At 66.4% G+C, this 23,826-nt stretch carries 26 protein-coding genes; 15 read left to right on the top strand and 11 right to left on the bottom strand.

Going from position 1 to position 23,826, the window contains the following annotated elements; all coding sequences use genetic code 11:
- Positions 1-190: 190 nt before the first annotated feature.
- From CDO87_RS26680 to CDO87_RS07250, 4 genes are read right to left on the bottom strand one after another with little or no spacing between them, the layout of a single operon-like run.
- Positions 191-898, bottom strand: a complete 708-nt coding sequence (locus CDO87_RS26680) for a hypothetical protein (protein ID WP_157814934.1) — start codon at positions 896-898, stop codon at positions 191-193.
- Complete coding sequence (locus CDO87_RS07260) at positions 895-1,398, bottom strand: Panacea domain-containing protein (RefSeq protein WP_100928166.1); 504 nt, start codon at positions 1,396-1,398, stop codon at positions 895-897. The genes CDO87_RS26680 and CDO87_RS07260 overlap by 4 nt, the downstream gene beginning before the upstream one ends.
- A gap of 49 nt (positions 1,399-1,447) precedes the next feature.
- Positions 1,448-1,951 (bottom strand): dihydrofolate reductase, encoded by a 504-nt coding sequence (locus CDO87_RS07255; protein WP_100928165.1) that lies wholly within the window; start codon positions 1,949-1,951, stop codon positions 1,448-1,450.
- 11 nt (positions 1,952-1,962) lie between these two features.
- A complete protein-coding gene (locus tag CDO87_RS07250) occupies positions 1,963-2,754 on the bottom strand; it encodes a thymidylate synthase (protein ID WP_100928164.1) in 792 nt (263 codons plus the stop codon).
- A gap of 224 nt (positions 2,755-2,978) precedes the next feature.
- On the opposite strand from CDO87_RS07250, the gene CDO87_RS07245 reads away from it, so the two are divergent.
- The 5 genes from CDO87_RS07245 to CDO87_RS07225 all read left to right on the top strand — a co-directional run bounded on the left by CDO87_RS07245 (position 2,979) and on the right by CDO87_RS07225 (position 7,321).
- Entirely contained in the window at positions 2,979-4,049 is a 1,071-nt protein-coding gene (locus CDO87_RS07245) for a hypothetical protein (protein WP_100928163.1), read from the top strand.
- A 4-nt stretch (positions 4,050-4,053) separates the two neighbouring features.
- A complete protein-coding gene (locus CDO87_RS07240) occupies positions 4,054-5,433 on the top strand; it encodes a M48 family metallopeptidase (protein ID WP_100928162.1) in 1,380 nt (459 codons plus the stop codon).
- Between the two features lie 69 nt (positions 5,434-5,502).
- Entirely contained in the window at positions 5,503-5,937 is a 435-nt protein-coding gene (locus CDO87_RS07235; protein WP_100928161.1) for a VOC family protein, read from the top strand.
- On the top strand, positions 5,931-6,647 hold the full coding sequence (locus CDO87_RS07230; RefSeq protein WP_254698361.1) for a DUF1194 domain-containing protein: 717 nt from the start codon (positions 5,931-5,933) through the stop codon (positions 6,645-6,647). Before CDO87_RS07235 ends, CDO87_RS07230 begins: the two co-directional genes overlap by 7 nt.
- Entirely contained in the window at positions 6,644-7,321 is a 678-nt protein-coding gene (locus CDO87_RS07225; protein WP_100928160.1) for a DUF1194 domain-containing protein, read from the top strand. The genes CDO87_RS07230 and CDO87_RS07225 overlap by 4 nt, the downstream gene beginning before the upstream one ends.
- A gap of 252 nt (positions 7,322-7,573) precedes the next feature.
- Here the strand turns inward: CDO87_RS07225 and CDO87_RS07220 are convergent, their stop codons facing one another.
- Positions 7,574-8,071, bottom strand: coding sequence for a MarR family winged helix-turn-helix transcriptional regulator (locus CDO87_RS07220; protein ID WP_198521836.1), 498 nt, complete (start codon positions 8,069-8,071; stop codon positions 7,574-7,576).
- Between the two features lie 219 nt (positions 8,072-8,290).
- On the opposite strand from CDO87_RS07220, the gene CDO87_RS07215 reads away from it, so the two are divergent.
- Positions 8,291-8,773: an NUDIX hydrolase gene (locus tag CDO87_RS07215; protein WP_100928158.1), complete on the top strand. Its 483-nt coding sequence runs from the start codon at positions 8,291-8,293 to the stop codon at positions 8,771-8,773.
- A gap of 96 nt (positions 8,774-8,869) precedes the next feature.
- Positions 8,870-10,354: an inorganic phosphate transporter gene (locus CDO87_RS07210; RefSeq protein ID WP_100928157.1), complete on the top strand. Its 1,485-nt coding sequence runs from the start codon at positions 8,870-8,872 to the stop codon at positions 10,352-10,354.
- 75 nt (positions 10,355-10,429) lie between these two features.
- Here the strand turns inward: CDO87_RS07210 and CDO87_RS07205 are convergent, their stop codons facing one another.
- Together CDO87_RS07205 and CDO87_RS07200 are read right to left on the bottom strand one after the other, a co-directional pair.
- Complete coding sequence (locus CDO87_RS07205; RefSeq protein WP_100930866.1) at positions 10,430-10,651, bottom strand: succinate dehydrogenase assembly factor 2; 222 nt, start codon at positions 10,649-10,651, stop codon at positions 10,430-10,432.
- A 50-nt stretch (positions 10,652-10,701) separates the two neighbouring features.
- Positions 10,702-11,094, bottom strand: coding sequence for a helix-turn-helix domain-containing protein (locus tag CDO87_RS07200; RefSeq protein ID WP_100928156.1), 393 nt, complete (start codon positions 11,092-11,094; stop codon positions 10,702-10,704).
- Between the two features lie 87 nt (positions 11,095-11,181).
- Between CDO87_RS07200 and CDO87_RS07195 the strand changes: the two genes are divergently transcribed.
- The 4 genes from CDO87_RS07195 to CDO87_RS07180 all read left to right on the top strand — a co-directional run bounded on the left by CDO87_RS07195 (position 11,182) and on the right by CDO87_RS07180 (position 14,535).
- Positions 11,182-12,399, top strand: a complete 1,218-nt coding sequence (locus tag CDO87_RS07195) for a pyridoxal phosphate-dependent aminotransferase (protein ID WP_100928155.1) — start codon at positions 11,182-11,184, stop codon at positions 12,397-12,399.
- Positions 12,399-12,797, top strand: coding sequence for a hypothetical protein (locus CDO87_RS07190; RefSeq protein WP_100928154.1), 399 nt, complete (start codon positions 12,399-12,401; stop codon positions 12,795-12,797). Before CDO87_RS07195 ends, CDO87_RS07190 begins: the two co-directional genes overlap by 1 nt.
- A gap of 542 nt (positions 12,798-13,339) precedes the next feature.
- On the top strand, positions 13,340-13,660 hold the full coding sequence (locus CDO87_RS07185; RefSeq protein ID WP_100928153.1) for a hypothetical protein: 321 nt from the start codon (positions 13,340-13,342) through the stop codon (positions 13,658-13,660).
- Between the two features lie 83 nt (positions 13,661-13,743).
- Positions 13,744-14,535 carry an inositol monophosphatase family protein gene (locus CDO87_RS07180; protein WP_100928152.1) on the top strand — a complete coding sequence of 264 codons (792 nt, stop codon included), beginning with the start codon at positions 13,744-13,746 and terminating at the stop codon, positions 14,533-14,535.
- Positions 14,536-14,553: 18 nt separating this feature from the next.
- Here CDO87_RS07180 and CDO87_RS07175 read toward each other — a convergent pair whose 3' ends face one another.
- Positions 14,554-14,961, bottom strand: a complete 408-nt coding sequence (locus tag CDO87_RS07175; RefSeq protein ID WP_100928151.1) for a hypothetical protein — start codon at positions 14,959-14,961, stop codon at positions 14,554-14,556.
- Positions 14,962-15,385: 424 nt separating this feature from the next.
- Between CDO87_RS07175 and CDO87_RS07170 the strand changes: the two genes are divergently transcribed.
- On the top strand, positions 15,386-15,775 hold the full coding sequence (locus tag CDO87_RS07170; RefSeq protein ID WP_100928150.1) for a hypothetical protein: 390 nt from the start codon (positions 15,386-15,388) through the stop codon (positions 15,773-15,775).
- Between the two features lie 33 nt (positions 15,776-15,808).
- Here the strand turns inward: CDO87_RS07170 and CDO87_RS07165 are convergent, their stop codons facing one another.
- The 3 genes from CDO87_RS07165 to putA form a co-directional block, all read right to left on the bottom strand.
- On the bottom strand, positions 15,809-16,183 hold the full coding sequence (locus CDO87_RS07165; RefSeq protein WP_100928149.1) for a GFA family protein: 375 nt from the start codon (positions 16,181-16,183) through the stop codon (positions 15,809-15,811).
- Positions 16,180-16,923, bottom strand: a complete 744-nt coding sequence (locus tag CDO87_RS07160; RefSeq protein ID WP_100928148.1) for a rhomboid family intramembrane serine protease — start codon at positions 16,921-16,923, stop codon at positions 16,180-16,182. The genes CDO87_RS07165 and CDO87_RS07160 overlap by 4 nt, the downstream gene beginning before the upstream one ends.
- A gap of 292 nt (positions 16,924-17,215) precedes the next feature.
- A complete protein-coding gene (gene putA / locus CDO87_RS07155; protein ID WP_100928147.1) occupies positions 17,216-20,671 on the bottom strand; it encodes a bifunctional proline dehydrogenase/L-glutamate gamma-semialdehyde dehydrogenase PutA in 3,456 nt (1,151 codons plus the stop codon).
- 142 nt (positions 20,672-20,813) lie between these two features.
- Here putA and CDO87_RS07150 point away from each other — a divergent pair, with 142 nt between their 5' ends.
- The 3 genes from CDO87_RS07150 to CDO87_RS07140 all read left to right on the top strand — a co-directional run bounded on the left by CDO87_RS07150 (position 20,814) and on the right by CDO87_RS07140 (position 23,784).
- Entirely contained in the window at positions 20,814-21,269 is a 456-nt protein-coding gene (locus CDO87_RS07150) for an Lrp/AsnC family transcriptional regulator (RefSeq protein WP_100928146.1), read from the top strand.
- A 30-nt stretch (positions 21,270-21,299) separates the two neighbouring features.
- Positions 21,300-21,839, top strand: a complete 540-nt coding sequence (locus tag CDO87_RS07145; protein ID WP_254698360.1) for a tetratricopeptide repeat protein — start codon at positions 21,300-21,302, stop codon at positions 21,837-21,839.
- 121 nt (positions 21,840-21,960) lie between these two features.
- A complete protein-coding gene (locus CDO87_RS07140) occupies positions 21,961-23,784 on the top strand; it encodes a calcium-binding protein (RefSeq protein WP_100928145.1) in 1,824 nt (607 codons plus the stop codon).
- The last annotated feature ends 42 nt before the right edge of the window (positions 23,785-23,826 follow it).

Here is a 23,826-nt window from a genome sequence, read left to right as displayed (position 1 = left end):
TTGGGAGGGTGCCTTCGCCGCTGTGGGGCCCCGGATGAAGGCCTTGGCCCGGGTGGGTGGCTGATGGAGGCGGCACGTGCGCCTTGGTCCCGGGCGCGGCTTTGTGACAATGGTGCGTGCGGAGCACGCACCCTACGGTTCTCTCACGAATCCAATGCTATGTGTCTGAGAGAAGGCAATAGTGAATAATTCAGCTATTGTGTGCCGATTGACGTTCAAGGTATTCGGCGTACATTTTTCTCGCGATCTCCTTGCTTTCACAGAAAACTCTGATTTGATCATTTAGCTCTGCTTGTGAAAGCAAGGTGTGCTGCCCGCGTTCCCAAACTACAGGTCTCCGGTGCTTTTCACCGCTCCCGCAAACGATCTTGGGTAAGAAAATAATTCTCCCAGGCGAGTCTTCAAAGTCGGTGAGGCGAAATATGGATGCCTCAAGTGCTGTCATATACAAGCTGGCTTGAAAGTCATCGAATGCAATTTCGCTCCATGGGTTAAAGAAAATTGGGGCAAACTGTCCCCCTTCACGGATAACGGTTAACGGCTTTACTGGAACGAAAAGGCCCGGGCCTATTGGTAGGCGCTCATCGAGGCGATCAAATGCACGTACGCCTTCTATCGGGGTTTTGGCAACCATGTCGAACCACGCGTGTACAACTTCGACGTTGTACTTATGTCCAAGAGGATTGCCTTTCATGGTTGCAACCTTAAGGCCCATTTCCCGTGAAATGCCGTCCTCTATGTAGAAGCGTGCTGCCTTACGGCTAGGGTTGTAATTCCAGACAGGGCTGGAGCGAACGAAGTTAAAAATGTTCCTCGCGGTCCTGTCGACTTGCGGATTCTGTAAACGCGACCAGTTTTCAGCCGCAGGAGGTCTGTCAATTTTTGTAAAGGGGGTCATTGGAGAGTGATCCTTTGCCCTTTAGGGATTTCTAGTTGCCGAATTAGGTCTTCCGTTATTTCCATTCCGACATTGAACGCGCCCGACTTGTTGTACACATGATCCCATGCTCCTCCCTTAGCATGGGACACATCATATAGCACGTGAGCGGGTACCATAGCATAGAAGCGACAAAGTTGGCGAATCCAATCTTCTGTTGAGGCTGGAAAATCAAAGTCTGCGTCAATTAGAAGGCCCGTGTCAAAATCCACCTTTTGAGCGTTTCTCTCAATGGGGGCTCTCTTGAAGACTTTGAATTGATTGTAAATTTCACGAAACACTGGCCCGTGTTCCCACGCTTCGATTTTCGCTGACACTAAGGGCGCGCCCTTGTCACGCAATGTGTCTACGTGCATGAAATATATGGCTTTATTCAGATGAAGGTTGGATATGCCAACGCCGAGACGCCTTGCCTCTTCCAAGAAAATGTTTGCGACGGCTCGTACGTCATATCCTCTCATTTGCGCCTCACTTCGCCTACATCAACGATACTCGTGAGCGAACGGAGTGTCACCTAGCTAGCGCCGATTCGCCCCGGCGGAAGCGAGCTATCAGCTCAACGGTCGAAGATGCAGGCATTTCAGCATTAAGAACTCGTTTGTTAACCTCCCTCCACCCCTCTCCCACCTCCGGGAAAAACGCATCCGCGTCCTCCACAACCGTGTCGACTTCGGTGATCAGCAGGCGGTGGGCGAGGGGGAGCAGGGCTTCGTAGATGCCCTGTCCGCCGATGCCGTAGATGCGGAAGTAGCCTTGGGACTGCGCCAGCGCGATGGCGTCTTCGACGCTGGGCACCACATGCTCGGTCAGCGTGGTGTCGCGGGAGACGACGATGTTCAGGCGGTCTTTCAGGGGTTTGAAGGGCAGCGATTCCCACGTCCTGCGGCCCATGACGATGGCGCCTCCGAGCGTCTCGCGCTTGAAGAGGGCGAGGTCCTCGGGGATGTGCCAGGGGATCTTGTTGTCCTTGCCGATGGCTCCGTTCCGGGCGCGGGCGGCGATGAGGGTGATCATGTGCGCCCCCCTTACACCGCGACCGGCGCCTTGATGGCGGGCGCGGGGTCGTAGTTGTCGAAGGCGAAATCCTCGTAGCGGAAGTCGAAGAGGTCGGTGACCTCGCGGGTGAAGCGCAGGGTCGGCAGCGGGCGGGGCGTGCGGGAGAGCTGGAGGGCCACCTGCTCCATGTGGTTCGAATAGATGTGCGCGTCGCCCATGGTGTGGATGAAGTCGCCCGGTTCGTAGCCGGTCACATGAGCGATCATGTGCTGGAGCAGCGCGTAGGAGGCGATGTTGAATGGCACGCCGAGGAACATGTCGGCGCTGCGCTGGTAAAGCTGGAGGTGCAGCTTGCCGCCGGCGATGCGCACCTGCCAGAGCGTGTGGCAGGGCGGCAGCGCCATGTCGGGCACGTCGGCGGGGTTCCAGGCGGAGACGATCAGCCGGCGGGAGTCGGGCGTGTTGCGGATCATGTCGAGCAGGGTGGCGATCTGGTCGATCTCGCCCTTGCGGGAGGGCCAGTGGCGCCACTGGTGGCCATAGACCGGGCCGAGGTCGCCGTTGTCGTCCGCCCATTCGTCCCAGATCGAGACGCCGTTGTCCTTCAGGTAGCCGATGTTGGTGTCGCCGGAGAGGAACCACAGGAGTTCGTGCACGATGGAGCGCAGGTGCAGCTTTTTCGTGGTCACCAGCGGGAAGCCGTCGGCGAGCGGGTAGCGGCACTGCAGGCCGAAGTGGCTGCGGGTGCCGGTGCCGGTGCGGTCGGTGGTGTCGGTGCCTTCCTTGAGGACAGTGCGGAGGGCGTCGAGGTACTGGTGCAAGGGAATCCCTCCAGTTCTGGGGGTGGGGTCGTTGTTGGCCGCAAGATATAGCCGGTGCCGCGCAGGGTAAAGCGGTGCGTCCCGCGGGAATGGGGCAAGGGTGGGGCGATTATGCCGCACATTTGCAGCGGGTCCGGCGGGCAAGGGGCGGTGAAGATTGACTTTTCCACAGGGGTCCCGCAGGTTGGTCGGCAAAATAAAAGGCAAGACCTGAGGCAGTCATCATGTACCGGATTTTCGCAGCGCTCGCGCTGGCGGGTGTGCTTGCGGCGTGCTCATCCAGCGGCGGCGGCAGCCCCCTGACCAGCACGGATTCCGTGGGCGTGGGGACCTGCAACCAGCCGCTTGTCTCGGACGAGGCGGAATGCGCGACGGATGACAACACCTCGGCGCCGCCTGCCGATCCCAGCGACCCGGACGTCTACGCGCGGCAGTTCAGCGACGACCTGACGGTCAGCGGCATGAGCTACGACACCGCCTCGGGCGAGCTGGTGCTGGACAACGTGCCGTTCGACGGGGACGACAACGTCTATCGCCGCAACGCCACGGCCTCCACCCGGATCAACGCCACCAGCGGGTCGAGCTTCGGCTTCTTCGCGAACGACCGGGGCACGGCGGGATCGCCCACGACGGAGTTCTTCGCGGTCTTCCGGCGTTCGCCCGACGATTACAGCCAGGTCGGCGCCCTGGGCACCAACCGCTATGTCAGCTACGGCTTCGGCGGTGCGGCGGCGCAGCGCCTGAACGGCGACGGATCGCTGCCCAACGCCAACCAGAGCTATGTCTTCCAGGGTGAATACGCGGCGGTGCGGACCATCGTCGAGGAAGGCACCAACACCGTGGTACAGTACGTCTCGGGCACCTCGCGGCTCGAGGTCGACATCCAGGATTTCAACAACGTGGGTGCGGTCGAGGGGATCATCGCGGACCGGCGGTTCTTTGACCTGAACGGCGTCGAGGTGCCTGAGATGGCGGGCGGCGTGGGCGACTTCATCTCGCTCGCCACGGCAGAGATCAACTTCGACGACTGGACGATCACCTCCTCCGACGCGACGCTGCAGATCCCGAATTCCGTCGACAAGGACACGACCAACATCGCCAGCGCCACGCCGAACACACAGACCGCCACCGGCAACTGGGCGGGCCTTTTCGCCGGTCCGAACGGCGAGGAAGTGGCGGGCATCGTCTTTGTCGAGGGCACCGGCCCGGTGGGCATCGACACCTCCACCGGCTCGCCGATCATCCTGACCCACAACCAGGTGCGGGAGACCGGGGTCTTCCAGGCCAAGCGCTGAGCGCATGACGGGGTCGGCCCGCCTGCTGCGCCGGGGGCTGTTCGTACTGCTGACGGCGGGCGTTCTGGCCGTCCCGGCCACGGCCCAGACCAAGCGGCCCGACGCCCTGCGCATCACGCTCGACGAGGCCCGGCAGGCCGCGGCCAACGCGCTGATGGCGGGCCGCGCCGAGGACGCGCTGATCCTGTCGCAGGGCGTGCTGCTGGGGGCGCCGGAGGACAAGACCGCGCTGTTCATCAAGGCCCGCGCGTTGCGGCAGCTTGGCAAGCGCGAGGCGGCGGTGGAAACCGCGCGGGTGGCCTGGCAGACCTCCGACACGCCGCGCGACCGGTTCTATTCGGCGATGATGATGGCGCAGATGCGCAGCTTTGCCGGGCAGAACGGGGTGGCGCAGCTTTGGCTGCGGCGGGCGATGCAGCTTGCCCCCGACGACCGGCTGAAGGAGATCGCGGTCGAGGACTTCCGCCACGTGCGCCGCATCACGCCCTGGCGGTTCGCGATGGACCTGTTCGTGCAGCCTTCGGACAACCTCAACAACGCGCCGACAGAGGACACGCCGGTTCCGGGCGGCGTGGTCAAGGTGACGCCGCCGCTGTCCGGGCTGCGCTACGGCGCGGGCGTGCAGATGCGCTACATCAAGCCGCTGGCGCCCCGGGTGCGCCTGCAGTTCTCGGGCTTTGCCCAGGGGTCGGCGGTGCGCCTGTCGGACGAGGCAAAGGACGTGCCGGGCGCCGAGGCGGGCGATTACACCAGCGCGGTGCTGGGCGGTGCCGTGACGCTGGAGGGCATCGCGAAGGACGGCGGACGGCTGGGCCGCGCGCATCTGAGCCTGCGGCGCCAGTGGCAGGGCGGCGCGCCCATTGCCGACATCGCGCGGCTCGACCTCGGGCTGGACCAGCGGCTGAGCCCGACCGTGGGCCTTGGCCTGCGACTGGGGTTCGAGGACGTGAGGCGGCTGGATTCCCCGGTGGGCGATGCGCAGCGCCGCGACGCGGGCCTGTCGCTGACGAAACGCTTCGAGCATGGCGCCCTGACGCTGGACATGGGCGTGGGCGAGACGTTCTCTGCCGCCTACAACGTCGGGCGGCAGGACGGCAGCGTCGGTCTCAGCTATGCCTTCGCGCGGCCCGTCGCGGGTGTGCTGCCGACGCTCAGCTTCGACTACGGGGTCTACAACTACGATGCGCCGTGGATCGGGGCGCCCAACGGACCCGCACGGGAGGACCGGCAGCGCCGGATCGGCGTGGACCTGTTGTTGCCCGAGCTCGACTATTACGGCTTCGCCCCCGAAGTCGGGGTTTCCTTCACCGACCGGAACTCCAATTATAACCTCTACGAGAACCGCAGTACGGATCTGCGGTTCGGATTGAAATCTGTGTTCTGATCTTTTGGCGCGGCGCGCGTTTTCTGCGAAAGTGCCGGTGCGCCCGAAGGTGGGACGAAGGAGGAAGACGTGGGCATCAAGTATCTGCACACGATGGTCCGGGTGAAAGACCTGGACAAGTCGATCGAATTCTACAAGCTGCTGGGCCTCGTGGAGCGCCGCCGCAGCGAAAGCGAGAAGGGCCGCTTTACGCTGGTCTTCATGTGTCCGCCGGACATGGCGGACGGCCACGCGGACGTGGAGCTGACCTACAACTGGGACGGCGACGAGGGTCTGCCCTCTGACTCGCGGCACTTCGGGCACCTCGCCTACACGGTGCCGAACATCTACGAGATGTGCCAGACGCTGATGGATGCGGGCGTGACGATCAACCGTCCGCCGCGTGACGGGCACATGGCCTTTGTCCGGTCGCCCGATAACGTTTCCATCGAGCTTCTGCAGCAGGGCGATCCGCTGCCGTCGCAGGAGCCCTGGGCCAGCATGGAGAACACCGGGCATTGGTGAGGCTTCTCGCCAGTCTCTGTGTCTGCCTCGCGGTGGCGATCACCGCGGGGCAGGCGCAGGCCTGTCGGCTGGCGCTTGCGCTGGCACTGGATGTCTCGTCCTCGGTGGACGCCCGGGAATACGCTTTGCAGCGCGACGGGGTGGCGGCGGCTCTGATGTCCGAGGACGTGACGGCGGCGATCCTGTCGGGGGAGCCCTCCGTCTGGATCGCGGTCTACGAATGGAGCGGGCGGCGGCAGTCGGTCGTGGTGCAGGACTGGGTGCTGCTGGACTCGCCCCGGGTCATCGCGGAGGTGGCGGCGCGCATCTCCGGGCACCGGCGGTCCTATTCGCGCTTTCCCACGGCGATGGGCTATGCGCTGGGGTTCGGCGCCGGTCTGCTTGAGCGCGGCCCCGCCTGCGAACGTCGGGTGATCGACGTGTCGGGCGACGGGGTGACGAACGACGGCTTCGGGCCGCAGCTCGCCTACCGGCATTTTCCCTTCGACGGCGTGACGGTGAACGGGCTGGCGGTGCTGGGCGCCGATCCGGGCGTGGTGGAGCATTTCGAGTTCGAGGTGCTTTACGGGCCGGATGCCTTCCTCGAGACCGCGCAGGGGTACGAAGGGTACGAGCGCGCGATGGTCCGCAAGCTGTACCGGGAGATCGAGAACCGCGTGGTGGGCGGCCTGCAACTGCCCGCGCGGCCGGGGCAGGAGGGGCCCGGGTGAGGCTGGCCGGCGCGGCGGCACTGGCCCTTTCGCTGTGGGTCGCGCAGGCGGAGGCGGCCTGCCGGCAGGCGCTTGCGCTGGGTCTGGACGTGTCCGGCTCGGTCGACGGTGCGGAATACCGGCTGCAACTGGACGGGCTGGCGGCGGCGCTGCTGCATCCGGAGGTGCAGGGCGCGCTCTTTGCCATGCCGGAGGCGCCGGTGGCGCTGGCGGTCTACGAATGGAGCGGGCCGGAGGCGCAGCGGGTGCTGGTGCCCTGGACCACGGTGGACGGGCCGGGCGCGCTGGCGGGGGTCGCCGCGCGGCTGGAAGGCACGGCGCGGGTGGGCGGAGAGACCTCCACCGCCATCGGCGCGGCCAAGCAGTTCGGCGCGGGGCTTCTGGCGCAGCAGCCCGGGTGCTGGCGGCAGGTGCTGGACGTGTCGGGCGACGGCACCTCGAACACCGGGCCGCGCCCGCAGTTCGTCCGCCCCGAGGCCATCACGATCAACGGTCTGGTGATCGGGCCGGGCACGGCGGACGGCGTGGGCGCGCTGGCGGGCTACTACGAGGCCTACGTCGTGCAGGGCGCCGACGCCTTCGTCGAGACGGCGGCGGGCTTTGCCGATTTCGAGGAGGCCATGGTCCGCAAGCTGAAGCGCGAATTGCAGGTGCTGGTGGTTTCGGCCCGGTAAGGGGCGGCAACTGGCAGACCGCTCGGGCGGGCAGCGCGTTCGTCAGTCACGGAACGACGCATTCGGCATGGCCATGAAACGCAAGGAAAAAGCGCCTTCAAAGGGCGCGCGCGTCTTGTCCTGAACTGTCGGGAGGGGCCATTTCGACCGTGGCATCGGTTGTCGGAGGGGCGCTGGTGCGCTGCGTCCGGAGGGCGGTTGCCGAAAGGGATGAGCCTGGCCGTTCTGGCCGGGGCGCGTCGGGGCGCGGGCTCAGTAGATGTAGCGGATCTGATCCGTCCAGTAGCGTTCGACACGCCGCAGGGCCGAGGTGATCTCGTCCATGCCGTCGATAGAGATGACCGCCTTCGTCTGGAGGCCCTCGGCGTGGCGGGCAAAGAGTTCGGACACGATGTTCCGGATTTCCCGCCCGCGCTGGGTGAGACGGACGCGCACCGAGCGGCGGTCGATCTCGCACCGCTGGTGGTGCATGTAGCCCATCTCCACCAGTTTCTTGAGGTTGTAGCTGACGTTGGAGCCCTGGTAGTAGCCGCGGGTCTTCAGCTCGCCTGCCGTCACCTCGTTTTCACCGATGTTGAACAGCAGTAGCGCCTGCACCGCGTTCACGTCGATGATCCCAAGTCGTTCGAACTCATCCTTGATGACGTCCAGAAGCAGCCGGTGGAGACGTTCCACCAGGCTCAGCGCATCGAGGTAGCTCGCCATGAAGCCCTGCTGGGGGCCCTTGTCCATGGACGAATGTATGCTCATAGATTTTCTCCGCCTGTTATGATTGACGGCAGCTTTCCGGGAAAAACGCAAATATCGGGTTAAACAGTCGTGAAACCCCGGAAAATTCGAGCGATATTCGTGGCTTGGTTAATAGGCATTGTGCCGGCGCCGCAGCGCCGCCTTCCGGGGGCGGATTTGCATTTTGTGGAAAAAGGCGCTAGAAACGGTCACTTGAGAAAAAACAGGCGACCCTTTCGCGTGATAGAGCAGTTCCGGCACTTCTGGGGCGACTATGTCGCTCCGCTCTACAAACGTCCCGAACGTCTTCAGTTCGCGGCGCTTTGTTACCGTGGGCACGGGGACCGCACGCAGATCCTGCTGATCACCAGCCGCGACACCGGACGGTGGGTCCTGCCGAAGGGATGGCCGATCAAGGGCCTGGACTCCGCGGGCTCTGCCATGCGCGAGGCTTGGGAAGAGGCGGGCGTGCGCGCCGGCCGCGCGTCGAAGTCGCCCTTGGGCGAATTCGTCTACGGCAAGACGCTGCCCGGCGACTGGAGCATCCCGGTCCGCACGCTGGTCTATGCGGTGGAGGTTGCGGAACTCTTGGACGACTACCCGGAGGTCACGCAGCGCCGGCGGGTCTGGGTCAACCCGGAAGAAGCCGCCGACATGGTGAACGAGCCGGGCCTGAAGGACCTGCTGCGCGATTTCCGCGCCGAGGCACCCGTTCTGCGCTGAAAGCCCCCGGCCGATTGAATTCGGCGTCCCGACCCCATAAACACCCCCGAATTGCGCGCCGGACCGGTGCGAAAGACCCGACGGGAGGGGCGGCACTTGGCTGGAAACGATCATCACCCGAAGCACCTTGAGACGCTGGACCGCGACCTTGGCCGCGTCCAGATGCTAGAACTCGCCACCGCCTACGTGGCGAAACCCGTGGCGGGGATCGGCATCGCCCTGGTCTTCGTGGTTTTTGCCGCGCTTCTGGCGGCGCTGCTGTTCGGCGGGTCGGGCCATGCGGTGACGATTGTCATCGCCTCGGTCTTTGGTGCCTACATGGCGCTGAACATCGGCGCGAACGACGTTGCCAACAACATGGGACCGGCGGTGGGCGCCAATGCCCTGACCATGGGCGGCGCCATCGCCATCGCCGCGGTGTTCGAGAGCGCGGGTGCGCTCCTGGCGGGTGGCGACGTGGTGTCGACCATCGCCAAGGGGATCATCGCGCCGACGAGCATGGGCTCGGTCGACGTGTTCATCTGGGCGATGATGGCGGCGCTGCTGTCGTCGGCGCTGTGGGTGAACCTGGCCACCTGGATCGGCGCGCCGGTTTCGACCACGCATTCGGTGGTCGGCGGGGTGATGGGCGCGGGCATCGCCGCGGCGGGTTTCGGCGCGGTGGGCTGGGGCACCATGGGGATGATCGCGGCAAGCTGGGTGATCTCGCCGCTGATGGGCGGTCTGATCGCCGCCGGGTGCCTGTGGTTCATCAAGTCGCGCATCATCTACCGCGAGGACAAGATCGCCGCGGCCCGGCTTTGGGTGCCGGTGCTGGTGGGGATCATGGCGGGGGCCTTTGCCGCCTACCTCGCCATGAAGGGGCTGAAGCACCTTGTGGAGATAGGCCTGCCCACGGCGCTTTTGCTGGGGCTGGCGATGGGGGCGCTGATCTGGCTGGTGATGATCCCGGTGGTGCGCCGCCAGTCCGAGGGGCTGGAGAACCGCAACAAGTCGCTCAAGGTGCTGTTCGGCGTGCCGCTGATCGTGTCGGCGGCGCTGCTGTCCTTTGCGCATGGCGCCAACGACGTGGCCAACGCGGTCGGCCCGCTGGCCGCCATCGTCGAGGCGGCGCGGTCCGGCCATTTCACCGAAGGCTTCGGCATCCCGTTCTGGGTCATGCTGATCGGCGCCTTCGGGATCTCGTTCGGGCTGTTCCTGTTCGGGCCTCGGCTGATCCGGATCGTCGGGTCGGAGATCACCAAGCTGAACCCGATGCGCGCCTACTGCGTGGCGCTGTCGGCGGCGATCACGGTGATCGTGGCAAGCTGGCTGGGGCTGCCGGTCAGCTCCACCCACATCGCGGTGGGCGCGGTGTTCGGCGTGGGGTTTTTCCGCGAGTGGGACGCGGAGCGGCGGCTGCGCAAGGCGCGCATAGCGATGCCGGAACGCGCGCGCTATTCGCCCGAGGAACGGCGGCGGCGGAAGCTGGTGCGGCGGGCGCACTTCATGACCATCGCGGCGGCCTGGATCGTGACGGTCCCGGCGGCGGCACTCTTGTCGATGGTGATCTTCTGGAGCATCCGGGCGATGGTGGCCTGAGGCCCGGCGGGCTTGGCCGTCCGCCTTTGAGGGCAAGAGAGTGGGCCGGCGCGATGTGCCCGGCCCCGCAGGGGGTCAGCCGTTGCCGGCGACGCTTGCGATCTCGGCAACGAGGGGGGCGTGGGCCGCAGGGGCGGGACGCTGGCCGGAGATCCACTGGTAGAGGTCCTGGTCGTTCTCGTCGAGCAGCGCCTCGTAGGCGTCGAGGGCCTCCGGCTCCATCGTCGCCAGGCGCGCCTCGGCGAAACGCATCAGGAGGATGTCCATCTCCTTCGTGCCGCGCCGCATGGAGCGCATGGTCAGCCGTTTCAGGCGGATGTCGTGCGGTTCGCGGGTCGCCTGTTCGGTCACAGCGCCGACTCCTTCAGCGCCTGGCGCAGGCGCTTTTCGAGCTGGCCGAGCTTGTCGGTGCGCGCCTTGATCTGCATCCGCAGCGTGCGCATCTCGGACAGGATCTCGGAGAGGTCGGCGTTGAGCGGCGTCTCGTCTTCCGGGCTGCCGACGCCTTCGCCCTCTCCGGTGATCAGCCAGACCATCGACACGTTCAGGATGCCCGCCATCATGCTGAGCTTGTTGGCGCGGGGTTCGGACATGTCGTCTTCCCACTTTTCCAGCGTGTTCAGCTTGACCCCGAGATTTTTGGCCAGCGTCTCCTGAGACATGCCCTGTGCCTCGCGGGCGGCCGCCAGCCTGTCGCCCAGAGTGGCGACGTCCGGGCCGTACCAGTCCGTGTCCTGCATGTGTAAGCTCCCTTGCGCAACCGCCTGATCGGGGTATGAGTGAACCCTATGATACCCCGTTCCCAAAGACAAACCGACGAGTTCCCCATGCCTTTCCTGTCCGAGACGCTTTCGAGGGTAAAACCCTCTCCGACGGTTGCCGTGACGCAACTGGCCCGTGACCTGAAGGCGCAGGGCCGCGACATCATCAGCCTCGGCGCCGGCGAGCCGGACTTTGACACGCCGGACAACATCAAGGCTGCCGCGATTGCGGCAATCGAGGCGGGGAAAACGAAATACACCGCACCGGACGGGATCCCCGAGCTGAAGGAGGCGGTCTGCGCCAAGTTCCGCCGCGAAAACGGGCTGGAGTACACGCCGGCGCAGATCAGCGTGTCGACGGGCGGCAAGCAGGTGCTTTACAACGCGCTGATGGCGACGCTGAACCCGGGCGACGAGGTGGTGATCCCCGCGCCCTTCTGGGTCAGCTATCCCGACATCGTGCGGCTGGGGGGCGGCGAGCCGGTGATCGTGGAGGGCGAGCGGCAGCTTGGCTTCAAGATCACGCCGGAGGCGCTGGAGGCCGCGATCACGCCGAAGACCAAGTGGTTCATCTTCAACTCGCCGTCGAACCCCACGGGCGCGGGCTATACGCGGGACGAGCTGAAGGCGCTGACCGACGTGCTGATGCGCCATCCCCATGTCTGGGTGATGACCGACGACATGTACGAACACCTGGCCTACGACGGGTTCGAGTTCGTCACCCCCGCACAGGTGGAGCCGGGTCTCTATGACCGGACGCTGACCTGCAACGGCGTGTCGAAGGCCTATGCGATGACCGGCTGGCGGATCGGCTATGCCGGCGGGCCGGAGCACCTGATCGCCGCCATGCGCAAGATCCAGGGGCAGTCGACGACCAACCCCTGTTCGATCAGCCAGTGGGCCGCGGTGGAGGCGCTGAACGGCCCGCAGGACTTCCTGGCGGAGCGGTCGGCGGCGTTCAAGCGGCGGCGCGATCTTGTGGTCGAGGGGCTGAACGCCTGTCCGGGGATCACCTGCGCGGTGCCTGAAGGGGCGTTCTACGTCTACCCTTCGGTCGCGGACTGCATCGGCAAGGTGTCGAAGGCCGGGACGCCGATCGCCGACGACGAGGCGTTCTGCACCGCGCTCCTTGAAGAGGAGGGCGTGGCCGTCGTCTTCGGGTCGGCCTTCGGTCTCAGCCCCTATTTCCGCGTCAGCTATGCCGCTTCGGACGAGATGCTGACAGAGGCTTGCGTGCGAATTCGCCGGTTCTGCGAGGGGTTGAAAGACGGGGAGGGCAACTGATGGCCGATCTTCCCGCCTTCTACTACCGGGTGCGCGACAACGGCGCCGCCGTGTTCCGCGTCGATACCGAGAACCGCCAGCGCCGGATCGAGATGGACCAGATCGCGGTGCTGAACCTGAACCGCAACGAGATCAAGCCGCACGGCGACGCCACCCTGTCGGAGGACGACCTGGCCGAGATGCGCCGCTGGATGGCGTCGCGCAAGGCGCTGCTGGCCATGCGCGACATCGACGACATCCACCGCTGCGTCGACTACCTGAACACCACGACGCAATGGGTGCAGTCGAAGGCCAGCGACGACCAGCTCGAAGAAGTGACGGATGCGCTGTTGCTGGCGATGCACGATCTGCGCAGCGTTCTTGTCCGAAAGAAGGCGGACCGGGTGATGAAAACCTGATCAATCCGCCCGTATCGCGTTCATTTCGGCGGTCTTTCGCCGGAATGGCGGTGCGCCGGACGGCGGGTGCCCTTTTCCTGCCACAATTCATGCTCTAAGTGGCAGCCATGCCAATCGACCTTTCAAAACGTGCCGAAACACTGGCACCGGGTCTTCCCACCCTTCAGCGACCCTTGTTCCCGCTGGCACCCGAAGCGGTGCGCGCGCTGCTGCTGAGCGAGGACTGACGGGGGCGTCCCGGGGGCATGCGATGCCCGCCAGGTGATGCCGGTTCGGAAACGATCTGCCCGCTTATTATTGCCCGCCCGCACGGGACCGCTTTCGGCTGGCCTGAAAGTCGGGGCCGGGGCCTTTGGTCGTCATTCGGTTTCGGAGGCGACTTGCGGCCCGGATGCGGTTGCAATCGAACTGGTTCGATACAGGAAACAATTCCCGGCGTTTCCACCGACAAGACAGTAAAAAATTGACTTGCCCACAGGGATTGCTAGCCTTCTCTGGGGAATTCTGCGAGTCACCATTCCGACGTCACCAAGGGGGACATTATGAAACTCATTCTCGCGGCGGCTGCCGCATTTGCGCTTTCGGGCACCGCTGCCTTTGCCTGGGGCGACATGTATATGGGGGATCCGACCAACAACCCCAATTCCAACATGCTGGTCCACACCTACAACGCACCGAACTACTGCCCCGCCGGTCTTCAGCCGGTGTCGGTCGGTGGCGTGATCTGCTGCGGCACCCCGAACGCCGGTCCCTACGTCGACCGTCCGGGCAAGGTCTACCGCAAGCCGTCGCCGCGCACCTATGCGCCGGTGGGCGTGAAGGGCGTCGCCGTGCCGGGCGACAAGGGTGTGGTTTACCGCTGATCCGCAAGGACCCTTGGCATTGCGTGTCAGGCCGCGTATAGCCGCGGCCTGATTTCTTTTGTGCGAACGCCGGAGGCCGACCCATGCAGGGCAGCGCGAATCTCAACATCATGATGAAGGCCGCGCGCAAGGCGGGACGGTCGCTCGTGAAGGACTTCCGCGAGGTGGAGAACCTGCAGGTGTCGATGAAGGGCGCCGGGGACTTCGTCTCGAAGGCCGACATCGAGGCGGAGCGCATCCTCAAGGAAGAGCTGATGGGCGCGCGCCCGACCTACGGCTGGCTGGCCGAGGAGGGTGGCGAGGAGCCGGGGCAGGACCCGACGCGCCGCTGGATCGTCGACCCGCTGGACGGCACCACGAACTTCCTGCACGGCCTGCCGCACTGGGCGATCTCCATCGCGCTGGAGCACAAGGGCCAGATCGTGTCCGCCGTGGTCTTCGACGCCGCCAAGGACGAGATGTTCTATGCGGAGCGCGGCGCGGGCGCCTGGCTGAACGACAGCAAGCGGCTGCGCGTCTCGGGCCGCCGCCGCATGGTGGAGGCGCTGTTCGCCACGGGTGTGCCCTTCGGCACCAAGCGGACCCTGCCTGCCACGATGAAGGACCTCGCGCGGCTGATGCCGGAATGCGCGGGTGTGCGCCGCTTCGGTGCCGCGTCGCTCGACCTCGCCTACGTGGCGGCGGGCCGCTACGACGGCTACTGGGAGCGCGAGGTGCAGATTTGGGACATCGCCGCGGGTTACCTGCTGGCCAAGGAGGCGGGCGCGCTTGTCGAGGGCGTGCGCGCGGACCAGGAGCCGCTGGAGTCGGGCGCGATCCTCTGCGCCAACAACGAGATCTTCACCACCTTCGCAAAGATCCTGCGGGCGGATTGACCCGCCCGGTCGCGGCGGTCACCCGAGGGTCGGCCAGTCTCCGGGGCTGGCATTGACGGAGAGGTTCTTTGTCGGTGCCTTTTTCGCCGGGATGTAGAACAGCACGTGCTTGAGCATGTCGCGCTGTTGCTGCGTGGCGGATTTGACGTGGCTCAGTTCGAGCTCGACCATCGAGAGATTGACGTTTTTCAGCACCCCGTCGACAACCAGATCGACGTTGAAGATGCTGGCGATCGCTCCGTAGGTTACGCCGATATACTTGAATTGCGTGGCATCGTACTTGATGTGGATGTGCGGATAGCCGTCCGGTGAATCGGCCGAAGCCCGCGTGCTCGAGTACAGGTTGGTGTAACCTCCGCCCGTTTTCATTTCCCAGTTGGTGGACAGCAGGGTTTCGCGCGCTTGGGCAAAGGGCATCAGGGGCATGTGTCTTCTCCGTGCGTGGCAAGGGTCGTGTCCGGTTCGCGGCGTCGCGCCGCGGGGGCCGGCGCGTGTGTCAGCCACGACAACCCACGCCAGATGGCCCAGTGTTGCCGCAACTTTCCCTTGCGGCAAGAAGTTTCCGGGGCGGGTGGTCGGCCAGTCGGCTGCCTGAGGGGCGGCTGAGGCTGGACCTGTGCGGTCTGCCCCACTCACATTGGGCAGGTTGGTGCGCGGAACGGCGGATACCGCAGACAGGGCAGCGCAGGGGAGAACAGGTCTGGCGGTCGCGCGGCTGCCAAGGCCTTTCGCGAAGTCGCCCCCCCTTGGCACCAATCCGCATTACGTTAGGTTAACAGAATCGCTTGCCGCAGTTTCAGGGCGGCCATACGCTCCTTCAATTCCTGTGCGCATAGGAGATTGACCTGTCATGACGTTGCGCGGTTTCAGTTTTTTCATGGCCGGAATGCTGGCCTGCCTGCTGGCTGCAGGCTGCGAGCCGGAGGTGGGCACGGCCGGCGAGATCGAGATCGACGGTGTGCGCTACACCGTAACCTTCAGCAAGTTGTACAAGCACAAGACGTGGTACTACGTCGATCTGCCGGGGCGGCCCAAGGTGAGCTGCGGCGAGAAGCCCAGCGACTGCGAACAGGTCATCCGCGACTATCTCGACTATCCCGAGGGACCGCCGCTGCCGCCTCCGCCACGGGACAACGAGGACAATGACCCGCCGTTCACGGCCGACGTGGTGACGGAAGAGCCCGAGCCGCCCGGCCCGGTGGAGGAAGAGGCGCCCGCGGAGGACGGCCGGGACATGTGACCCGGCCTGCCGTGGCGCGTCGCGGTCTGCCGCCTACGTGGCGCGGTCGGAGGGGTGGTTGACGCCGTCGTTCCAGTGGACCGGCTCGAAGTCCTTCGGCTCCGTCCCTTCGATGCAGTAGAGGTTCACGCCGTACTCGTTCGGGTTCGACCGGCGCCGGTGGTACATGTAGATGCCGCAGGTCTTGCAGAAGTAGTGCCGCGCCGTGTGGGTGTTGAAGCTGTATTCCGTCAGGTTGTCGGCGCCTTTCACCACCTCGACTCCGCCCAGGGGGGCAGAGACGGCGGCGCACTGGCGGCGGCGGCAGAAGGAGCAGTCGCAGCGGCGGCGGGTCTCGAACCCGTCTGTCAGGGTCACGGAGAGTTCCACGGCGCCGCAGTGGCATGTGGCTTTCACGGGGTCGGTCATTTGCGTCGGATCCTCGGGACTCGGGTGACGGAAGAACCCGGCTTCCAGCGGGTGCGGGCCTCCGGGTGGGGCGGGTGGCCGTGGTGCAGGCGCCAGAAGCGCGGGCCGCCCAGTTTCAGGAAGACGGGCAGGGTCAGCACGAGGCCGATGACAAAGCCGCCGATGTGCGCCCAGTAGGCGACACCACCCTCGTCGGCGCTGGTGCCCACGCCGCCGAACAGCTGCATGACGAACCACAGGCAGAGCGCGACCCAGGCCGGGATCGGGATCACCTTGATGATGATGACGATGAAGATCAGGATGTCGACCCGGGCGCGCGGGAAGAGCAGCAGGTAGCCGCCCATGACGCCCGCGATGGCGCCCGACGCGCCCACGGTCGGCACGTTGGAATAGGGGGCGGAGGCGTAGTGGATCAGCCCGGCGCCCAGCCCCGCGGCAAGGTAGAACAGCAGGAAGGCCACATGGCCCATGCGGTCCTCGAGGTTGTCGCCGAAGATGTAGAGGTAGAGCATGTTGCCGATGATGTGCATCCAGCCGCCGTGCAGGAACATCGAGGTGACGAGCCCCTGATAGCCGAAGCCTTCGGACAGGAAGCGCGGGACCAGCGAGTAGGTGGCGAGGAAGTTCAGGTCGTTGATCGCGTCGAGCGTCATCAGGAACACGACCGAGTTGATCGCGATCAGCGTGTAGGTGACGAAGGGCGTCCGGCCCGAAGGGTTGTGATCGCGGATCGGGAACATGCCCGGACCGTATGCCCGCCGCAGGGCGGCGTCCAGAGGAGGCGGTCGGGGAGGGCGTCACCGATGCGGCCTGGTGCGCGCGGGAGGGCGGCGCAGAGCCCCGCCCTACGGGACGTTCCGCTCTGGCCTGTGCGGAGGCCGCGCCGTCCTTTGGTCATCGCGTTGTGTTCAGCGGACTTGCGCGCTTTTGTAGGGCGGGGCTGTGCGCCGCCCTTGCGCCCCATAGTTACGGTCAGGCGGCGCGGAGCCCCGCCCTACGGCATGCTGCGCAGGGCGGGGCGGTGTCTTCGGATCAGGCGTGGCCGGCCAGCAGGGCCGTGTTGCCGCCTGCCGCCGTGGTGTCGACGCAGACGTGGCGCTCCGTCAGCGCGTGGGCGGCGTCGGGCATGCCGGTGATCAGCGGCAGGATCGGGCCCTTGCGCGCGGCCAGCGCCTTGCGGAAGGCGCGGGCGGTGCTCTCGTCGCCCCACCACAGCGCGCCGGAGAAGCCGTCGAGCGTGGCCAGCAGGTCCGGCGCCACCTTGCCCGTCACCGGGTGGGCGATGCCGCCCAGGGCGCGGATCGCCTGGGCCTGCGCCTCTGCCGCCTTGTGGCCGGGACCGAGGCAGAGGACCGGGGGACGCGGCAGGCAGGTGAGCTGGTTGGCCTCGCCTGTGGGGCCGGGCAGGACGGTGCGGTGCGGCACCGGCGTTGCCTCGACCGTGGCGCGGGTCAGGCTCTGGGCGAGGCCGGCCTCCGTCGCGGGGAGCGCGCTGCCGGGGGCCTTCGCCTCCTGCGTCTCGGCGGGTGCCTCGGCGGGATGGGCGCGGAAGCGGGCGAGGTAGTGCGGGCCGCCCGCCTTTGGGCCGGTGCCGGAGAGGCCTTCGCCGCCGAAGGGCTGGCTGCCCACGATGGCGCCGATCTGGTTGCGGTTGACGTAGATGTTGCCGGCGTGGACCGCCTCGGTCACGTGCTGCACGCGGTCGTCGATCCGGGTCATCAGGCCGAAGGTCAGCCCGTAGCCGGTGGCGTTGATGTCGGCGATCACGCGGTCCAGCTCCTCGGAGCCGAAGGTGGCGACGTGCAGGACCGGGCCGAAGATCTCGCGCTCCATCGCCTTGATGCCGGGCACGCGCAGCAGGGCGGGGGCGACGAAGTGGCCGGGCGCGGGCGCGTCGAGCTCCTTCAGCACGCGGCCTTCCCTGCGGGCCTTTGCGACGTAGCTGCGGATGCCCTCGGCGGCCTCCTCGTCGATGACCGGGCCCGCGTCGGTGGCCGGGTCCCACGGGTTGCCCATCACCAGCACGTCCATCGCGCCGGTGAGCATCCTGAGGAAGTCCTCGGCGATGTCCTCCTGCACGTAGAGGCAGCGCAGGGCAGAGCAGCGCTGACCGGCGGACTGGAAGGCGGATTCGACGATGGCGGCGACGGCCTGTTCCGGCAGCGCGGTGGAGTCGACGATCATCGCGTTCAGGCCGCCGGTCTCGGCGATCAGCGGCGCGCCGGGGGTGAGGTTCTCGGCCATGGCGCGGTGAATGGCCTGCGCGGTCTCGGTCGAGCCGGTGAAGGCCACGCCGTCCACGTCCGGGCAGGAGGTGAGCGCGGCGCCCACGTCACCCGCGCCGGGCAGGAGTTGCAGGGCGGTCGCGGGCACGCCGGCCTCGTGCAGGAGCTGGGTGGCGCGCCATGCGACCAGCGGCGTCTGTTCGGCCGGTTTGGCCAGAACGGCGTTCCCGGCGGCCAGCGCGGCAGAGAGCTGCCCGGTGAAGATCGCCAGCGGGAAGTTCCACGGCGAGATGCAGGCGAAGGTGCCGCGCGGTGCGCCGCCCTCGGCCTGGGTGGCGTAGTAGCGCAGGAAGTCGACCGCCTCGCGCAGTTCGGCCACGGCGTCCAGCAGCGTCTTGCCGGCCTCGCGGTGCAGCAGGGCGAAGAGTTCGCCGAAGTGCGCTTCGTAGAGGTCGGCGGCGGCGTTCAGGATGCGCGCGCGCTCTGCCGCGGGGGCGTCCCAGGGCTGCGCGGCAGCGGCGGCGGCGGTGGCCTGTTCGGCGGTGGCCCAGGTGACGGAGCCCACGATGTCGGAGGGGATCGCGGGGTTCGTCCGTTCTTCACGCGGACCGGCGGCGGCGTCGCAGGCGACAAGCGGCGCGCCCTTCCAGCGGTGGGTGGCAAAGGCGTCGCGGGCGGCGTCGATGCGCGCCATGGTCGGGCGGTGCCGGAGATCGAACCCCCTGGAGTTCTCGCGCCCGGGGAAGAGGTCGCGCCCGGTCGGCAGGGTGTTGGTCTGCACCGCCTCGAACGGGTCGGCGGCGACGGTTTCTGGCGGCACGTCCTCGTCGACGATCTGGTTCACGAAGGAGGAGTTCGCGCCGTTCTCCAGCAGGCGGCGGACGAGGTAGGCCAAGAGGTCGCGGTGCGCGCCCACGGGGGCGTAGATCCGGCAGCCGGTGCCGTTCTGTTCCTTGACGAGAGCGTGCAGCGTCTCGCCCATACCGTGCAGGCGCTGGAATTCGAAGGCCTCCTTCGACACCTTCATGTCACCGGCCATGTGCAGGATGGCGGCGGCGGTGTGGGCGTTGTGGGTGGCGAATTGCGGGTAGATGCGGTCGGTGTAGCCCAGAAGGCGGCGGGCGTTGGCGATGTAGGAGACATCGGTCGCGGCCTTCGAGGTGAAGACCGGAAAGGCGTCGAGGCCCATGACCTGCGCCTTCTTGATCTCCGAATCCCAGTAGGCGCCCTTCACGAGGCGAACCATGATCTTGCGGTTCAGCCGCTCGGCCAGCCCGTGCAGCCAGTCGATCACCGCGCCCGCGCGCTGGCCGTAGGCCTGCACCACGACGCCGAAGCCGTCCCAGCCCTTCAGCGCGGGCTGGCTGAGGGTCTGTTCGATGACGTCGAGCGAGAGCGACAGGCGGTCGGCCTCTTCCGCGTCGATGTTCAGGCCGATGCCCGCGCTTTTCGCCAGACCGCAGAGCGCCGTCAGCCGGGGCACCAGCGTGTTCAGCGCGGTGTCGGCCTGAAGCTCGTCGTAGCGCGGGTGCAGCGCCGAAAGCTTGACCGAGATGCCGGGGTTCTTGCGGATGTCCCCGTGGGTGGCGGCGTTGGAGATGGCGGAAATCGCCTTCGAATAGGCGAGGTGATAGCGGGAGGCGTCCTTCTCCGTCCGGGCGGCCTCGCCCAGCATGTCGTAGGAATAGGTGTAGCCCTTGGCCTCCATCTTCGAGCCGCGCTTCATCGCCGCCTCGATGGTTTCGCCCAGCACGAACTGGCTGCCCATCTCCTTCATGGCGCGGCCGACGGCGGTGCGGATCACCGGCTCGCCCAGGCGGCGGATGGCGTTGCGCAGGTGGCCGACGGGGCCGGGATGGACCTCGTCGTCGAGCACCCGGCCGGTCAGCGCCAGCGCCCATGTGGAGGCGTTGACCAGCGGCGAGGTCGAATGGCCCATGTGCTTGGACCAGTCGGAAGGCGCGATCTTGTCCTCGATCAGCGCGTCGACGGTTTCGGCGTCGGGCACGCGCAGCAGCGCCTCGGCGAGGCACATCAGCGCGACACCCTCTTCGGTCGACAGGCCGTATTCAGCGAGGAAGACCTCCATCAGGCCGGGACGGGTGCTGGACCGGATGTCGCGCACCAGTTTCGCCGCATCGCGCGAGATGGCGGTGCGGTCGGCTGCGGAAAGTTCGGCGCGCTCGCGCAGCGCCTCCAGCGCGGTCTGTTCCGATGCGTAGGTGAGCGTATCGATGCGGGTGCGCAGGTCAGGGTGATTCATGTCATGCCTCAAAGCAAAGTTGGGGATAGTATACGGGTGGGATTGCAGGTGATCCGACTGTTGAAGGCGCGAGCGCACACCGTTCGGACTGAAAAAAGGGGCACATCCAGTGCAGAATGAAGTGCAGAAGGAATTTGGGGAAATGGATCGTTTCGACCGGGCGATCCTACGGGAACTCGCGGCCGAAGCGCGGATTTCCGTGACCGAGCTGGCCCGCCGGGTCGGCCTGTCGAAAAGCCCGGTGCAGGCGCGCCTGAAGAAGCTGGAGGAGACGGGCGTCATACAGGGCTACCGCGCGCTTCTGGACCCGATCCGGCTGGGACTGGCGCATGTGGCCTTTGTCGAGGTGCGGATGATCGACACGCGCGAGGCGACGCTGGCGAAGTTCAACGCGGAGATCGCCCGCATTCCCGAGATCGAGCAGGCGCACCTGATCGCCGGGAATTTCGACTACCTGCTGAAGGTGCGCACCGCCGACATGCCCAGTTACCGGCAGGTGCTGGCCGAGAAGGTCTCGGTCCTGCCGGGGGTTGCCTCGACCTCCACCTTCGTGGCGATGGAGGCGATCAAGGACGAGGCTGTCACGGATGTGACTTGATTAAGGGTGTCGATCTGGCACTCTTTCGTCATGAGACTTGCACTTGTCATGAGCCTCGCCGCCGCGCCCGTGCTGGCCGACGGCTGTCCTGAGGCGCCGGACATCTCGGCAGAGATCGACCCCCTTTACGAGGAACTGCTGCAGGCGCCCGACGAGATGACGGCGCGCGGGATCACCAACCGGATGTGGCTGCTGTGGGACAACGCGCCCGACGAGCCGAGCCAGGAGATGCTGGACGAGGGGATGCGCGCGCGGGCCAGTTTCGACATGGTGCGCGCGCTGAAGCGGTTCGATGCGCTGGTGAGCTACTGCCCGTTCTACGCGGAGGGCTACAACCAGCGGGCCTTCGTCAACTTCATCCGTCAGGATTATGCCGCCGCGCTGCCCGATCTGGACCGGGCGCTGGAGCTGAACCCGCGCCACGTCGGGGCGCTGTCGGGGCGGGCGCTGACACTGATCGCCCTTGGCCGCGACGACGAGGGGCAGGCCGCCCTGCGCGCCGCGCTGGAGATCAACCCGTGGCTGGTGGAACGCCGCCTGCTGAAGGAAGAGCCGGGCGAGGAGCTTTGACGCCCGCGCGACCCGGATACGGCTAACCCCATCTTTACCCTGCCGCGCCATGGTGGGTTCGCGTCGAAGAGGGCGCGGACAGTCATGAGCGGTCAGAACGGGCCGCCTGAAAAGGGCGAGAATGGCCTTCGTATTCCAGAACGCGGACCAGATCTACACCGGCTCGCATTACACCGTGGCCAATGGCGACACCGTCTATGTGACCGACGGCACGATCATCGCCAACGACGAAACCTATACCGTGCAGATGAGCGGCGGGTCGCAGCGCAGCCTGCTGGTGAACTACGGCGACATCATCGGCCACGCCAATTCGGTGATCTACATGGGCGCGGCCTCGGCCGTGGTGGAGAACCACGGCCTGATCCGCAACAACGACGATTCCCTGAACATGCGCAGCGCGCTGCTGCTGGCCACGGCGGGCACGCACCGGATCGTCAACAACGGCGAGATCACGAGCGCGGGGCGCGTCATCGACGTGATCGGCGCGGCGGCGGCGCTGTCCTACACGGTGGTGAACCACGGGCTGATGCAGGCGCTTTACGGGCATGACGTGCTGCGCGACGGCAACTACGCCCAGCACGTCACGGTGGAGAACACCGGCACCATGCGCGGCGGCGAACTGGGCATGTCGGGCACCGGGCGGGCCTACCTCGACAACGCGGGCCGGATGGAGGTGACGCAGATCGACGGCGCCGCCGTGCTGGGGCTGACCCTGTTCAACACCGGCGTGATCGAAGGGTGGGAGACGTCGGTGGCGGGCCTTGCAGATGCGGGCGAGGCGTGGATCCAGGGCAGCGAGACCGCCGACATCCTGCGCAACGACGGCACGGTGCGGGGGGACTTCGACGCGGGCTCCGGCGCGGATGTGGTCTACAACGCGGGTCAGTGGCTCGGGAACCTCGACCTCGGCTATGGCGACGACACGATCTACGGCACCGGCGGCAGTTTCGAGGGCTGGATCGACGGCGGCCCGGACAACGACCTGATCGTGATCGAGGACGGCAGCGTCGCGGTGATCGGCGGCACTGGGCAGGACACGGTGATTGCCCGCTCCGACGTGCTGAACGTGAGCGGGGTGGAGGCGATCCTGCTGCTGGGCGCCGGCAACCATGAGGTCCGCGGCTCTGTCGAGGCAGAGCAGATCGTCGGCAACTCCGGCCACAACATGCTGGCGGGGCTGGGGGGCGACGACACCATCGCGGGCGGCGCGGGCAACGACATCCTCTACGGCGACGACGGCAACGACCTGCTGAGCGGCAACTCCGGCGACGACGAACTGGACGGCGGCTTTGGCGCGGACACGATGTCGGGCTGGTCCGGATCGGACACGCTGATCGGCGGCGCGGGCAACGACGAACTTTCGGGCGAGGACGGCGACGACGTGCTGGACGGCGGCGACGGCAACGACACGATGAACGGCGGCTATGGCCGCGACGCGCTGTCCGGCGGGGCGGGCAACGACTACATGGTCGGGCGGCAGGACGACGATTTCCTCGATGGAGGAGACGGCGCGGACCGCGTGCTGGGCGGCGACGGCAACGACACGCTGCTGGGCGGTGCGGGCAACGACACCATCGCGGGCGACGGCGGCAACGACGTGATCCAGGGCGGGCTGGGCTACGACATCCTGATCGGCAAGTCCGGCGCCGACATCTTCGTCTTCGACAGCGTGCTGGAGGCGGACGACGGCGTCTCTGATCGGATCAAGGATTTCGAGCGCGGCATCGACATGGTCGACCTGTCCGGCATCAACGAGGAGGGCAGCTTCGTCTTTCGCGGCACGGCGGGGTTCACCGGCTCCGGCGCGATGGAGGTGCGTTATTTCATGAACGCCTTCGGTGCCGCGATCCTCTATCTCGACGAGACCGGCGACGGCGTGTCGGACGGCGAGCTGATCCTGCTGAACGTGCCGGGCGGCGTGACGGCAGACGATTTCCTGCTTTGACGGGCCGACGCGACCGGTTTACACGGTGCGCGCCGCCGCTAT

It is taken from the genome of Sagittula sp. P11, assembly GCF_002814095.1.
Classification (GTDB): Bacteria; Pseudomonadota; Alphaproteobacteria; order Rhodobacterales; family Rhodobacteraceae; genus Sagittula.
Note: the sequence above shows the minus strand (reverse complement) of the source record. Positions and strands in the feature narration are given on the sequence as shown.